A 14,359-nucleotide genomic window follows, 5' to 3' on the forward strand; every position below is an offset into this window, starting at 1 on the left:
ATTATTAAATGTAATCCTTATCCATTATAAGCTTTGTTATCATCCTTTTTCTAATTGTTTAAAATAATTTTATATTAAATCAATCCATTTGTACTATCTTTTTAACATCATAAACTGAATCTTTTATACTTCTATTGGCATCAACTACATAATCGCATTTAATTAGATTAAATATGCCTGACTCACTATCATAAGATAGCCTTTTTAAGGCTTGCTTCTGTCCTCTATCTTCACACATTCTTCTAAATCTTTCATCTCTATCAACTTTTAAGTATACAACTATTATCTCACAATCCTTAATAGCCTTTTTTAATTCATTGGCTCCCACAGGTTCTACTACATAAACGGAAAGTCCTTTATCCTTATATTGTTCCCTAGTACTCCAATAACGGTACCCATCGAATTCTGTATATGCAATCAAATCTTTTTCATAGTTTGTACCTTCATATTTATTTTTAAAGTAGTTTTCATTTACAAATATATGACCATTTTCATTAACATTTCTCTTGCCTCTTGTAGTATAACTTTTTATATAATTATACTGTTCTTTTTCCAATAATTCTGCTAAAGTAGATTTTCCTGATCCAGATTCGCCTACTAAGCATATAATCTTGTCCATGTCATTCACCTACATTCTTGGATAGAATTTATACTCTATTGTTTTTTAAGGTTTTACATAAGGCACATTCAAAATAAGAATTAATCCTTCTTACTATTTATAATATTAATTAAAAACATTATTGCATTAATTAAGTGAATATTCAATAAAAATAGAATAAAAAAATATAAATTCCTTTAAATCCTCTCTTTCCCTAACATATATTTTTCTTATTGGCACAATATAATAACATCAAATAGAAAAGGAGGTCATACAAATGGCTAGTAATAGTAGTAATAGAGTATTGGTACCAGAAGCAAAAGAAGGTTTAAATAAATTTAAAATAGAAGCAGCAAGAGAGGTTGGAACTCCATTAACTGAAGGATATAATGGCGATCTTACTTCAAGACAAAATGGATCTGTTGGTGGACAAATGGTTAAGAAAATGGTTGAAGCCTATGAAAATGGACTTAGCGGTAAATAATTAAAGACAAATTATTATTTATAGGAGGTTGAAGATGGTTAAAACATTTTCAACCTCTTTTTACTTTTGAACTTAATAATAATATTATCCATATAAAAATAACCTGTGTACTTTCCATACGAATAATTCTTATTTATATTATTCGTATGAAGTTTACACAGATTATTTCATATTTATTGTTCTCATAAACTTTTAATAGATTACTTTAGGCACATTCAAATAAATAACTAGTCAGTATGCTAGTCTATTTTGAATCCCACTACGTCAACAGAACCATCAGATAGCTCACTATCTGAAGAACCTATTTCCTTGTAGGCTTCAAAATATACGTCGCATCTTTGACTTACTATTTATTTTCATATGCCTTATATTTTTATTATTCTAATTTTACCTTAATTATTTTTTTCTTTTGCCTTATATTCTGCACTTCTTGAGTGATATTTTGCACTATTAGGATCCTTTGACCAAGTTTTAGGCTCATTGCCTGCATTTTCTCGTTTAGGTCTATAATTTATTTCAACATGTTCTTCCATATTACTAGCCACTCCCTTTTATAATTTAGTTATAATATTCAGCAGAAAATTTATTTAAATAACATTCTTTTACGATGCTTACGTTCTACTAAATCTATGGATCCTAAAACTATATGTGCAAGACCAAAACCTAAAATACCTGATGAAACTTTAGGAATTATCTTTTTAGCTATCATAGTAACTCCTGCAGCTGTAACTATACTTCCTAAAGTGGTTGGAATTATTCCTTCTTTAACTGACATTATAATAATCTCCTCTCAAATTAGAATTCACTGGTTATCTTCATTTTTTTATCAACAGCAGCTCTTGCACTTTCATCTTTTGGACTATGTTTAATATTTTTCTTTTTAAAATGTCCATCCTCAGTTTTATTATTTTTTGTATTAGCTAAATTATTATTCATAATATAATTCTCCTCCTTTTTTACCAATAAATTAGTATCAATAAATCTTACTAATCAGGAATTTGTTTTCCCATTTAGTTTAGATAAATAATCTATGTATTTATGTTACCCAAACAGAAATTATATTTACTATGATTTTTATAACATTTATGGTTTAAAAAACTTTAGATAATAAAATAAAAAACACGGTTTTACATTTTGCAATATACATAAATATAATATTACAAAAGATAAACCGTGTTTTCACATATTAAAAATCACAATTATTATATAATTTTAGTTCTAATTCAGAATCACTAATAAAGTCATCAACTATATTCCATGAATCATCATAAAATTCATCTAACATAAAATCATAATAAACTTTTCCACCCATAAGTCTTTTTATTATATCTTCTCGTTTATAGCCTTCTTTATATAGCTTGAACTTTTTACAGATACTTTTAACTTGGGAGGAATTTAGAAATAATATTTTCATTATTTCATTCATAAAATAATATTTTTTAGTTAAAATATTATTGAGTTTATTTTGAAATTCTAGTTTATACATAAGATTAATTTTCTTATTTCTATGTGGACTTTTTTTCCCCCTATGATGTTCAGAACAAAGATAAATATAATTTAATGGGAAATCCAATCCGCCTTCACTTTTAAAAATTATATGGTGTTTTTCTCCAGGCTTTCCACATACCACACATTTTTTATTCTGCAAAAACTAACACTCCCCTATATTAATAATTTTTTATAAAAATCTAACTTATAATTTAATATTACTACTGATTATTAATCTTCTCAATAGTAATTTTATTACATTGATTCTTGAACTTTATTTTTAGTTACTAATATCTTTAAAATTCTTTTCTTTTTTACTAAAAGAATTTTAAAAGTAAAATCTCCGATTATAATGCATTCTCCTTCTTTTGGTAATCTTCCTATTTTATCTAATATTAAACCACTTACAGTATCATAATTTTCTTCATAATCTGTTTCTAAAAGTTGATTTAATTCTGACATATTAATACCTGCATCAATTTCAAATTGATTTTCACCCATTTTGTGGACTTCTTCTTCCTTTTCATCATATTCATCATAAATATTTCCTACTATTTCTTCTAACATATCTTCTATAGTTGCAATTCCTGCTGTAGTTCCATATTCATCTATTACTATGCAGATATGTATATTCTTTTTTTGCATTTCCTTCAATAGATTATCAATCTTTTTGTACTCTATTACAAATAATGGTTCTTTCATAAAGTTCTTTAAATTAAATTTTGTAGTTTCTGTTTTAAAAGCCATATAATCGATTATATCTTTACTATATAATATGCCAATAATGTTATCAATATTTTCCTTATATACAGGAATTCTAGAATATTTTTCTTCAGTAATAATATTGATTGTTTCTTCAAAATTACTTTCTACATTTAATGCAACTACATCTGGTCTTGGTGTCATTATATCTACTACAGTGGTATCATCAAACTCAAAAATGCTATTTATCATTTTAGTTTCCATAGCTTGAAAAATACCTTTTTCTTCTCCTACATTTATCATCATTCTAATTTCTTCTTCTGTTATATCTTCTTCTTTGTTAGTATCCTTTCCCAATATTAATCTAACGAAAAAATTAGTACACGTAGTAAGTGCATCTACTATAGGTTTACTAACTATGTTAATAACAGTAATAATTCCAATAGATTTGTCTGCTATAAATTCTGATTTTGTAAGTGCTATTCTCTTAGGTATCAATTCACCAAATAATAGAGAGAAAAATGATATTACTATAGTTACAAATACAAAGGATATTTTAGGTCCATAATTCGAAAAAAATGGTATGCCCGTATTTATGAGTACTTTTTCAAAAGCATTAGATAGTCCTACTGCCGCTGCAGCTGATGTAAAAAAACTAGTCAAAGTAATACCAACTTGAATTGTTGCCAAAAACTTACTTGGTTCTTTTAATACATTTAAGATTAATTTAGCTTTTTTATCTCCCTCACTAGCTCTTTTTTCAATATTTATTTCTTTTAGAGATATTATACCTATTTCTGCTGCTGCAAAAAAAGCATTTACTACTATAAGTAGAATTATTATAGCTATTTCTTCAATCAAAAATTATTCACTTCCTCTTAGGCATATTAAAAATAAATATTACGTCAAAGATGTTAGTATACTGACTAGTTATTTACAAATGCCTTATATTTTTTATTTTCTTTAATATACTAATATACTGATTTATTCTTTAATTTTCATGATCAATAAAATTTCATATATAATTAAATTTTTACATCATACAAAAATTTTTCTTATTGCTGGTACTACATAAGGGTCATATAATAATCTTAAGAATATAAACATCAATGCTCCTATAATTCCTCCAACTACTGAACCATTAATCCTTATCCATTGCAAATCCTCTCCGAATTTACTTTCTATAAATTCATTTAATTTTTCATCGTCAAATTCACTTAGCGTTTCCCTTACAAAAGTTCCTATAAATCTATGTTCTTTTTCAGCAAAACCAATAAAAATATGTTTAAAGATATTTTCTATATACTTTTTTAAATTGTCATTTTCATTAAATCTTTCAAAACAAAAATCCAACTGCTCAGTTATCCAATGGGACAATATGGATATTTCTCTGCCATTTACCTCTTTTAAACTTATTATAGATTCTACTATAGCCTTTATATCTACTTCTTTTGCTAATTTTACTTTAAATGCTTCTATTTCTTCTCTATGATTTTCTATGCTGAATAAATATTCTCTAACTTCTTCTTTAAACCTCACTCTCATATTATTATCATTATATTTCATTTCTATAAGACTTTCTACAATACCTTTTTGAATATTATCAGCTGCACTTAATAAATTTACACTGTCCGTTTTCTCAAATATTGAAAAACTAATCCTTGAAAAAAAGTTATTAACTTTCTTTTCTTTTATGCTTAAAAGTGTTTTATATATAAGGTTCCTTGTACTATCCTTTTCAGATAATTTAATAAAATTTTCAATAATATAATCAATAATTTTATCTTCCTGCTCCGTTCCCTTTATTTTTGTTGCCATTGATTTTATATTATCTGTAACACTAAATTTATCTAAATTATCTTTCAATACATTATTGTAAATATACATTACTTTTTCTTTTCCATTGTGAGTAAAGTAATCATTTAAATTATTTTCTATATATGTTAGTATTTTATTTTTTCTATTCTCCATAAATATAATTAATTTTTCTACAATTTTTATTTGTAAAATTTTTTCGCTTATAATATCGCTAGTTAGCAATTCCTTTTCCACCATATTGCAAATACCGTCTATGATTTTTTCTCTGTTTCTAGGTATGATCTCTGTATGATAGGATATGCCCAGTGGTTTACTGAATATAGCAGTAATAGCAAACCAATCTGCCACCCCTCCTATTACTGAAGCCTCCATAACCATAAAGCAAAAATTTAAAATCATAAAATTTCCATAATAGTATTTTAAGCTGGCGATTATTATAAACACTATAAATACAGAGAGCAAAGTAATATTGGCTTTGTTTTTATAATTCATATAAATCACATCCCTATATTTAGTACTAATAAAAAATAATACTATCTTCTATTTTAATAGTTCTTATTTTATCCAAAATGTTAGTAAATAAATAACTGCTCCTACTAATCCCCCTACTATAGATCCATTTATTCTTATAATTTGAAGATCCTCTGATAGTTTCTGTTCCATTGTATCTACTATTTCTTTATTGCTATATTTATTTAAATTTTCTCTTATCCATTTACCTATATAATCATATTTGTCATCAATTAATTTGAAAGTAGTATCCTTAATAGATTTATCAATACTATTCATTTTATCTCTGTCTCTTATAAAATTAAGAACTATCTTTCTTTTCTTTGCCTTAAAGTTTTTAATATAATTTTATTATTATAAAAATTTTCTGTAAAATAATCCTGTAAAAATCTTTCTAAACTTTGCTTTAGAAAACTATTTTCTGTAAAAAATTTCACTTTGTAGTTTTCAATTTTATTTATTAAAACTATATCATTATGAAGTCTTAGTATATAATCTTCTACTTTTTCTTTTAGCAATACCCTATTTTTATTATCCTGATTTTTCATATTTTTTAAAATTTCTATACTCTTCTTTTGAATATTATACGCTGCACTACTAGGAGACATATCTAATATATGTCCTAATACTAGCTTATTTGTAATCTTTCTATTTATATTTTCCTTTTCATAGTTTTTTAAGGCATCAGCATATAATTTTTCAATAAAAATAGTTACATTTTCTTTTTTTACAATGTTGATAGAGGAATCAATTATCTTATCTATTAATATATCAATATAGCCTTTACGCGAGCTCCACAAACATAGCTTATAAAGTATTTCACTTATTTTAATCTTCAGGGCTACATTTGAAAGAGATTTATAGGCAAAGTCAGTTATAGTTTTACTTGCTTCATGCTCAGGAACAAATATTTCATCCAAAGCCTTAATTAAAGCCTCATCACCCTCTCTAGATTTTATAAATCTAGCTATTATTATAACAATATTATAACTGTTTAGTTTATTCTTTAATTTATCCTTATTTAATAAATCATTCTCTATAGTTTCTGCAATAGTATCTACAATTCTGTCTCTATTCTTGTTTATAATATCCGTTCTAAATAAAAATTTAGGCCAATTTATATTAAAGGGCTTCTTAAATATAGCTGTTATTCCGAACCAGTCTGCAAGCCCTCCTATTAAGGCCGCCATACAGCACCTTGAAATTAGAGCCCATACAAATGCGTCTTTAAAAGCATAGGAGATTAAAAATCCAATAGCAACTATTATAAGAATTAAATTTGCCCTTCTTTTATTCTTTTTATCCAAAGTTCATCACCACTTTAATTTTTATTCTTCCCATAAATAACTCAATTAATATACTAACCAGATTAAGATTTTTTATTGTCTATTTTTTCTGCAAGATCACTGAGATACATCCATCTATCTAAAAGATAGTTTAAATGTTCTTCTGTTTTCTCTTTATTAGCCATTAATTCCTGTAAAGTCATATAGTCACTTGAGGATTCATTTATACTTTTGCTTATTTCTTCTAAGGCACTTTCAGTTTCAGCTATATTCCCTTCTATTTCTTCGTATTCCTTCTGCTCTTTAAAAGTAAATTTTAAAGTTTTTTCTCTTTTATTATTTCTACTTTCTTTTTCATGATTATCTTTCTTTTTTTCTTTGTTTGGTGCTTCTTCAAGGATACTATTATGAAAATCTATATAATCTGTGTAGTTACCTGTATGCTCTAAAACTTTTCCATTACCTTCAAAAGCAAATATTCTATTGCTTACCTTATCTAAAAAATATCTATCATGAGATACAGCTACAACTGTTCCTGTGAATTCTTCTATATACTCTTCTAATATATTTAGTGTTTCTATATCCAAATCATTGGTTGGTTCGTCTAATAGCAGCACATTTGGTGCATCCATTAATACCTTTAAAAGATACAATCTTCTCTTTTCACCACCCGAGAGTTTAGATATTGGAGTATACTGCAAAGCCCCTGGAAACAGGAACTTTTCCAGCATCTGAGAAGCACTTATCAATGTACCATCTGATGTACTCATATATTCTGCAGTCTCTTTTATATAGTCTATTACTCTTAAAGTCTCATCTATATTTCTGTATTCTTGAGAAAAGTATCCAATTTTCACTGTTTCTCCAATTTCAACATCCCCTGAAGTTGGCTTAATCTTCCCAGCAATTATATTTAGTAGAGTACTCTTTCCCATGCCATTTGGTCCTACTATTCCTATTCTATCATCTCTATTTACTATGTAACTAAAATTATCTATTAATGTTTTATTGTCAAAACTCATACTTATATCATTAATTTCTATTATCTTTTTACCAAGTCTCGTATTACCAACTGATATTTCAACTTTTCCATTACTTAAATCCACATTTTCATTCTGCAGTGTTTCAAACCTATCTATTCTAGCCTTTTGCTTTGTTGATCTTGCCTTGGCTCCCCTTCTTATCCACTTAAGTTCACTTTTAATAAGACTTTGTCTTTTTTGTTCCTTAGCTTCCATCTTATTTAGTCTGTCTAATTTCTGCTCTAAGTATTTACTATAATTTCCTTCGTAGCTATAGAGCTTACCTTTATATAATTCTAATATTTCATTGGCAATTCTATCAAGAAAATATCTATCATGGGTTATCATAATTAAAGAACCTTTTCTGCTATTTAAATAAGTTTCTAACCAATTAACAGTTTCATCATCTATATGATTTGTAGGCTCATCTAATATGAGAATATCAGAGGGTGATATAAGTGCTCCTGCAAGGGCTATTCTCTTTCTTTGACCACCTGATAAATTTTCCACCTTTGCTTCAAAATCATTTATTCCAAGTTTAGTTAAAATAGTTTTAGCATCACTCTCTACATTCCAAGCATCTAAAGCATCCATTTTCTCTGAAATTCTATTGAAATTATTCTGTACTGTTTCATCTTGAGGATTTTGAGAGATTTCCTTTACAGCTTTTTCATATTCCCTTAGCAAAACCATAATTGGGGAGTCTCCTTTAAAAATGGCCTCCATAACTGTATCATCTTTTGTAAACTGTGTATTTTGAGATAAGTATTCTATTTTAAGTTTATTTCTTGCAATAATTTTTCCTTTATCCGCAGTATCTATTCCAACTATAATCTTTAAAAGAGTGGATTTACCTGTTCCATTTACTCCTATTAATCCAATCTTTTGTCCCTCACTTATTCCAAGTGATATATCATCAAATAGTACTTTTTCTCCATAACTTTTATTTATATTTTCAAGAGATATTAAATTCATATAATGTCTTCCTTTCTTGTATATCCGATATCCAATTAATATATCAATTCATCTAAACTTAGTTGGAGTTTGTACTTCAACTAAGTTTAGATGAATTATCCAAGAACGTGTCGCTGTTATCGGATAAATATCTGTACACACCTTAATTATAACAAACTTCTGATTATATCGTAAGCTTTTAAGTTAGTAGTTATAGCTTTATATCATTATTTAGCATTTTTATCGATAAGGCATGTGAAAATAAATAATAAGTCAAAGATGCGACGTATATTTTCTATCAATTGATAATCATAATCAGCATTTTCTATTTACATTTCTCTTCACAATACCTTTTATATCAACATATAATAATACATAATAGTTGTATTTCTATTATCAATTGAAATTATTATGACTGGAGAGATAAAAATGAATAAACAAAATGGTGCTTTTTTATCTATAGCATCAAATAGTATATTAGTTATATTGAAAATTATAGCTGGAATATCTATAAATTCTGTAAGTGTTCTATCCGAAGGTATTCATTCCTCCATAGATTTGATTGCTAGTCTTATAGCATTTTTTTCTATAAGAAAAGCTAGTAAAGCCGAAGACGCTGATCATCCCTTTGGACATGGAAAATACGAAAACATTTCAGGATTTGTTGAAGCTATTCTAATTTTATTTGCTGGGATTATAATAATATATGAGTCTATAAGTAAAATTTTTTCTGGATCTAATATAGGAAATATACATTCGGGCTTATTAATTATGTTCATTTCTAGTGTGATAAACCTTGTAATTTCTCTTAATATATTGAGGATATCAAAAAAAACAAAGTCTATTGCTTTAGAAGCTGATGCAATGCATTTATTAACAGATGTATTTACTTCCTTAGGTGTCTTTATAGGGCTTATACTTTTGAAAATCACAGGTCTAAAAATATTGGATTCAATTTCAGCCATTATAGTTGCACTACTAATTATAAAAACCTCAGTAGGACTTATAAAAAAGTCTATGAAAGATTTAGTGGACAGCAGCTTAGACCCTGAGGATATTAATAAAATTTTAAAAGTTATTACTAAATATCCAGATGTAAAATCTTATCACAGGTTAAGAACAAGAAAAAACGGAAACACAAGAGAGATAGATATTCATCTACTTATTGATTCAAATCACTCTTTAGTAGAAGCTCATAATATATGTAATTATATTGAAAGAGACATAAAAACTATATTTCCTAATTCTTATACACTAATTCACGTAGAACCTTATGCTAACAGCAGAATTTTAAAATAATATTGTAAATGTATCTTTATTGTACTATAATTTATGAGAACATATTTAATGATTTAGCTAGGGGTGCCTAATGGCTGAGAGATGATATGCATTAACCCTTAAACCTGATCTAGATAATTCTAGCGTAGGGAAGCATTTTTCTTTTAGCCCTTATTTTGTTGTTTCAATTTTTGAGATACAATTGGCCTTCTAGTAAAAAACATAGGAGGCTTTTTATATGACATTTTTTAAATTAAAACTTTTCCAAGTTAAAGTTTTTTCTCTTGCAACAAATTCAGCTGAAATTTTAAAACATCCTACATCCATAATAACTTTAATAGGTGTACTAATTCTAATATTCGCATTCATAAAAATTAAAAAAGTTAAAATCACTACTAAAATGACAACCCAAATTGGTATTGCATTAGCTCTATCAGCAGTACTGCAAATATTTAGATTATATCATTTTCCACAAGGAGGTAGTGTAACTCTTGGAAGCATGGTTCCAATACTTATAATAGCCCTAGTATATGGTCCTGAAGTAGGATTTTTAACAGGTTTTTTACATGGAATGATTACTTTATTCTTAGATCCTTATATACTTCATCCTATACAGTTGTTGTTTGATTATCCACTGCCATCTATGGCTCTTGGACTAGCTGGATATTTTAGATACAAAAAAATATTAGGCACAATAGTGGCCATTTTTGTAAAGTTTTTATTTCACTTTACGTCTGGATTGGTTTTCTTTGGAAGCTTTGCCCCAAGTGGAATGTCTCCTGCAATTTATTCTTTAGTAGTAAATGGTTCATTTATGCTTACAGACGGTTTAATTTGTGTTTTTCTCATTGCAATATTACCTATAAAAATGCTAAGTAGAAATATAAAAAACGGTGTTTATCGATAAGGGAGATGTTAATGTATGGTCATTGCAGATATAGCAGTTATGCCTCTAGTACCTACTGCTTCAGAAGAAGAATTGTATAAGCAGGTAGATGCAGCTATTGATTATATAAAGAAAAGTGGTCTAAAATATGAAATAGATGCCATGAGTACTACGGTAGAAGGAGAATATGATGAAGTTTTTGATCTTATAAAAAAGGTTCACAGAATTCCCTTTGAAGTTGGCAGTGAAAGAGTAATAACGATGGTAAGAATAGACGAAAAAAAGGGCGGTCTAACCATAGAAGACAAACTGAAAAATTACCCAACTGAAAGAAAGGGTAAATAAGTTAGTTTAAAAATAAGGGAATATAGATAGATTTGATTTGCGCAAATATATCTATACTCCCCTATTTATATATTTTTTTCTTGTTAAAAAAATACACTGATATTATAATTGTTCTTTTCAAGTCATATTAATGACTACAGCAACATACTAAACTACTATTTAATATAATAAAATAGGTTTTCTAATGCAATCCAATTATGTCTTTTATAACTTCTCCTCCTATTATCATACCTGCTACTGGTGGTACAAAAGATATACTTCCTGGTATTTGTCTTTTAGCAAGACATTTTTTAGTACCTCCTGTGCAAACACATCCCTCTTTACAAGTTATTACTTCATCCAATTTGGGCTTTAAAGGAAGTTCTTCAGAGTAAAGTACCTTTAAAGATTTTATTCCTCTTTTTCTAAGCTCATATCTCATTACTTTAGCTAGTGGACACACTTTTGTTTTATATATGTCTGTAATTTGGAATTTAGTTGGATCTATTTTATTTCCTGTACCCATACAGCTTATAATTTCAACATTATGTTCTCTACACCATAATATTAAAGCGATTTTGGATGAAACAGTATCTATTACATCTACTACATAGTCTGTATCCTCATCTATAATATCTTTTATATTATCTTCTTTTACAAAAGTCTGGTGAACTGTAACTTCACATTTAGGATTTATACTAAGTATTCTATCCTTCATAACTTGAACTTTAGATTTACTTATAGTATCAAAGGTAGCATGAATTTGTCTATTAATATTAGTTAAACAAACTGTATCATCATCTATAAGCACAATTTTTCCTACTCCACCACGAACTAAGGCTTCCACTGTAAAACTTCCTACTCCGCCTATACCGAATACAACTACTTTACTATCTTTTAATTTATCTAAAGCTTCTTTTCCTATTAGAAGCTCTGTTCTTGACAAAGAATGTTGTGGCATTTTTTCTTCTCCTTTTATATCTATATATAAATATATATTTAATTAAATTTATATCATTATCACATACTGTCAACTCACTTAAACATACTATAGTATATCACACCTCTAAAATATCTTCAAAGATATAATCTATCCCAATTATTTAATTAATAAAATGTAATACTGTAATAAAATCCTTAAAATTTTCATATTTTAATTTAGAATACTTATAAAAAGGGGTAATAGCATTGAGAGTTAAAAAATTGATTTACATAGTGATTATAATTGTTATAGGTTTAAATTTTACCGGCTGTACCTCGCCCTTAAAACATGAAAAACCATATAACTTTTATTATACCAATCTCTTAACTAGAGATGTAAAACTTGAAAATTCATTTTTAGGAATTGTATTAGATACTAATTTTTATAAGGAAAAAACACTTACTAAAGATCAAAATACAACGGCTAAAAATTTTATTTTAAATCTTCACAGAAATAATTTTGTAACTAAGCCAAAAGACTTGCCTGGAAAACCTCCTTATAAAATTTACTTTACATTTAAAACGGACAAGTATGTTATAGAGGTCTATAATGAAAAATATGTGTCTGTATATCCTTGGGATGGTTCATATCCTAAAGATTATATTAATATGGATGGTATGCCTATTTCCTATAACCTCTATGCTCTATGCAAATATGTTATTCCAAGATAGAAATTTTATCCTGGGATTCTAATTTTAGATTTTCTTAGTATTGTTTTATTATCCGAGATTTTAGTATATAATATTTGTAAAATAAGGCGTTTAAAATAAATACAAATCAGATTTTTAACATATATTTTGAATATGCCTAATACGAAAGAAGTGATTCAATGTATTTTAAAGGAGATTTTCACAGCCACTCAACAGAATCAGATGGAGTACTTTCCCCAAATGACTTAGTAATCTTAGCTAAATCTAAAGATATAGACATCATGGCAATTACTGATCATGATACTACAAAGGGCATAGATCAAGCTATTACTACTGGTAATGAAATAGGTTTAAAAGTAATTCCAGGCATGGAGCTTTCAACTCGTCACAATAATGAAAGTATTCATGTACTTGGATATTTTAAAGATGACTCCTATAAGAATAAAGATTTTCAAGATTTTCTTGAAAACATGACTAATTATAGAATTAAAAGAGCTGAAATGATAACAATTAACTTGAAAAAATATTTTAATATAGATATTGATTATAAAAAAGTTCTTGAGCATGCTAAAGGTGTTGTGGCAAGACCTCATATTGCTAAGGCTATAATGGAAGCTGGCTATGAATATAGTCTTGATTATATATTTAAAAACATTATAAACGAAGGAAGCCCAGCTTATGTTCCTAATAAGAAGCTAGACTTGGAAAAAGGAATTGAACTACTTAGATCTGTAAATGCAGTAGTTATACTTGCTCATCCTGTTTTAGTAAAAAAGACTCCTGTGGAAGATTTAATGGCATTTGATTTTGATGGGTTAGAAGCTATTTATCCTCTAAATAAACCAGATGATACTGAAAAATTTTTAAACATAGCTAAAAATTATAATAAACTAATTACCGCTGGTTCAGATTTTCACAGCGGCGAAGAAGCTGATACAAAGCATGGAACTTTGGGTTCAGTTTATTTGGATTCAGGTAATATTGATAAACTTCTAGAAAAATTTAATGAATAGTGTTTACAAGAACATATTATCGTATTACTTGAAATGATTCTAATTACCTTTAGGCACATTCAAATAAATAACCAGTCAGTATGCTAGCCTATTTTGAATTCTACTGCGTCAGCAGAACCCTCTGATAGCACCACTATCATCAGAACCTGTTTCCTTGTATAATTCAAAATAGACATCTCATCTTTGACTTGTTATTAATTTTCACATGCCTTATGAAATTATTAATGAATAGCAAAAAAATTATTTAAAATGTTAAAAAAATAAAAATTAGGGTATCCCTCTTAACTAATAAAATAAGGGATATCCTAAATTCATACAGCCTACATGATCTTAAGAAATACTTTTAAAAATTATTTACTTTAGG

The 14,359-nt window shown here is 27.3% G+C and carries 17 protein-coding genes and 1 riboswitch; of the genes, 6 read left to right on the plus strand and 11 right to left on the minus strand.

What is annotated here, in order from left to right:
* Positions 1-79 precede the first annotated feature (79 nt).
* A complete protein-coding gene (locus tag RH99_RS14910; RefSeq protein ID WP_010240009.1) occupies positions 80-619 on the minus strand; it encodes an AAA family ATPase in 540 nt (179 codons plus the stop codon).
* A gap of 256 nt (positions 620-875) precedes the next feature.
* Between RH99_RS14910 and RH99_RS14915 the strand changes: the two genes are divergently transcribed.
* The gene (locus tag RH99_RS14915; RefSeq protein ID WP_010240011.1) at positions 876-1,082 is read left to right on the plus strand and encodes an alpha/beta-type small acid-soluble spore protein; all 207 of its coding nucleotides are present in this window, start codon (positions 876-878) and stop codon (positions 1,080-1,082) included.
* A gap of 392 nt (positions 1,083-1,474) precedes the next feature.
* On the opposite strand, the gene RH99_RS19380 is transcribed toward RH99_RS14915, so the two are convergent.
* From RH99_RS19380 to RH99_RS14945, 9 genes are all read right to left on the minus strand, one after another.
* Positions 1,475-1,615: a hypothetical protein gene (locus RH99_RS19380; protein ID WP_162829320.1), complete on the minus strand. Its 141-nt coding sequence runs from the start codon at positions 1,613-1,615 to the stop codon at positions 1,475-1,477.
* A gap of 50 nt (positions 1,616-1,665) precedes the next feature.
* The gene (locus tag RH99_RS14920) at positions 1,666-1,857 is read right to left on the minus strand and encodes a hypothetical protein (RefSeq protein ID WP_010240013.1); all 192 of its coding nucleotides are present in this window, start codon (positions 1,855-1,857) and stop codon (positions 1,666-1,668) included.
* 20 nt (positions 1,858-1,877) lie between these two features.
* On the minus strand, positions 1,878-2,018 hold the full coding sequence (locus tag RH99_RS19385; protein WP_162829321.1) for a CPC_1213 family protein: 141 nt from the start codon (positions 2,016-2,018) through the stop codon (positions 1,878-1,880).
* A 250-nt stretch (positions 2,019-2,268) separates the two neighbouring features.
* The gene (locus tag RH99_RS14925; protein WP_010240015.1) at positions 2,269-2,730 is read right to left on the minus strand and encodes an HNH endonuclease signature motif containing protein; all 462 of its coding nucleotides are present in this window, start codon (positions 2,728-2,730) and stop codon (positions 2,269-2,271) included.
* Between the two features lie 95 nt (positions 2,731-2,825).
* Positions 2,826-4,133, minus strand: coding sequence for a hemolysin family protein (locus RH99_RS14930; protein ID WP_010240017.1), 1,308 nt, complete (start codon positions 4,131-4,133; stop codon positions 2,826-2,828).
* Positions 4,134-4,310: 177 nt separating this feature from the next.
* The gene (locus RH99_RS14935) at positions 4,311-5,582 is read right to left on the minus strand and encodes a DUF445 domain-containing protein (RefSeq protein ID WP_010240019.1); all 1,272 of its coding nucleotides are present in this window, start codon (positions 5,580-5,582) and stop codon (positions 4,311-4,313) included.
* A 63-nt stretch (positions 5,583-5,645) separates the two neighbouring features.
* The gene (locus tag RH99_RS19940) at positions 5,646-5,879 is read right to left on the minus strand and encodes a DUF445 family protein (RefSeq protein WP_279374380.1); all 234 of its coding nucleotides are present in this window, start codon (positions 5,877-5,879) and stop codon (positions 5,646-5,648) included.
* Positions 5,880-5,908: 29 nt separating this feature from the next.
* Entirely contained in the window at positions 5,909-6,907 is a 999-nt protein-coding gene (locus tag RH99_RS14940; RefSeq protein ID WP_279374382.1) for a DUF445 family protein, read from the minus strand.
* A gap of 62 nt (positions 6,908-6,969) precedes the next feature.
* A complete protein-coding gene (locus tag RH99_RS14945; protein WP_010240022.1) occupies positions 6,970-8,883 on the minus strand; it encodes an ABC-F family ATP-binding cassette domain-containing protein in 1,914 nt (637 codons plus the stop codon).
* A gap of 408 nt (positions 8,884-9,291) precedes the next feature.
* On the opposite strand from RH99_RS14945, the gene RH99_RS14950 reads away from it, so the two are divergent.
* From RH99_RS14950 to RH99_RS14960, 3 genes are all read left to right on the plus strand, one after another.
* Complete coding sequence (locus RH99_RS14950; protein ID WP_010240025.1) at positions 9,292-10,161, plus strand: cation diffusion facilitator family transporter; 870 nt, start codon at positions 9,292-9,294, stop codon at positions 10,159-10,161.
* A 49-nt stretch (positions 10,162-10,210) separates the two neighbouring features.
* Positions 10,211-10,309, plus strand: a riboswitch (TPP riboswitch).
* A 69-nt stretch (positions 10,310-10,378) separates the two neighbouring features.
* Complete coding sequence (gene thiT, locus RH99_RS14955; RefSeq protein ID WP_010240029.1) at positions 10,379-11,047, plus strand: energy-coupled thiamine transporter ThiT; 669 nt, start codon at positions 10,379-10,381, stop codon at positions 11,045-11,047.
* Positions 11,048-11,062: 15 nt separating this feature from the next.
* Complete coding sequence (locus RH99_RS14960; protein WP_010240031.1) at positions 11,063-11,371, plus strand: MTH1187 family thiamine-binding protein; 309 nt, start codon at positions 11,063-11,065, stop codon at positions 11,369-11,371.
* 181 nt (positions 11,372-11,552) lie between these two features.
* Here RH99_RS14960 and RH99_RS14965 read toward each other — a convergent pair whose 3' ends face one another.
* Entirely contained in the window at positions 11,553-12,311 is a 759-nt protein-coding gene (locus RH99_RS14965; RefSeq protein ID WP_010240033.1) for a tRNA threonylcarbamoyladenosine dehydratase, read from the minus strand.
* 227 nt (positions 12,312-12,538) lie between these two features.
* On the opposite strand from RH99_RS14965, the gene RH99_RS14970 reads away from it, so the two are divergent.
* Positions 12,539-13,003: a DUF4883 family protein gene (locus tag RH99_RS14970; RefSeq protein ID WP_010240035.1), complete on the plus strand. Its 465-nt coding sequence runs from the start codon at positions 12,539-12,541 to the stop codon at positions 13,001-13,003.
* Positions 13,004-13,161: 158 nt separating this feature from the next.
* Positions 13,162-13,995, plus strand: a complete 834-nt coding sequence (locus tag RH99_RS14975) for a PHP domain-containing protein (protein ID WP_010240037.1) — start codon at positions 13,162-13,164, stop codon at positions 13,993-13,995.
* Positions 13,996-14,359: the final 364 nt, after the last annotated feature.

Origin of the sequence: Clostridium arbusti SL206 (assembly GCF_000246895.1) — a bacterium.
Lineage (GTDB): Bacteria > Bacillota > Clostridia > Clostridiales > Clostridiaceae > Clostridium_I > Clostridium_I arbusti.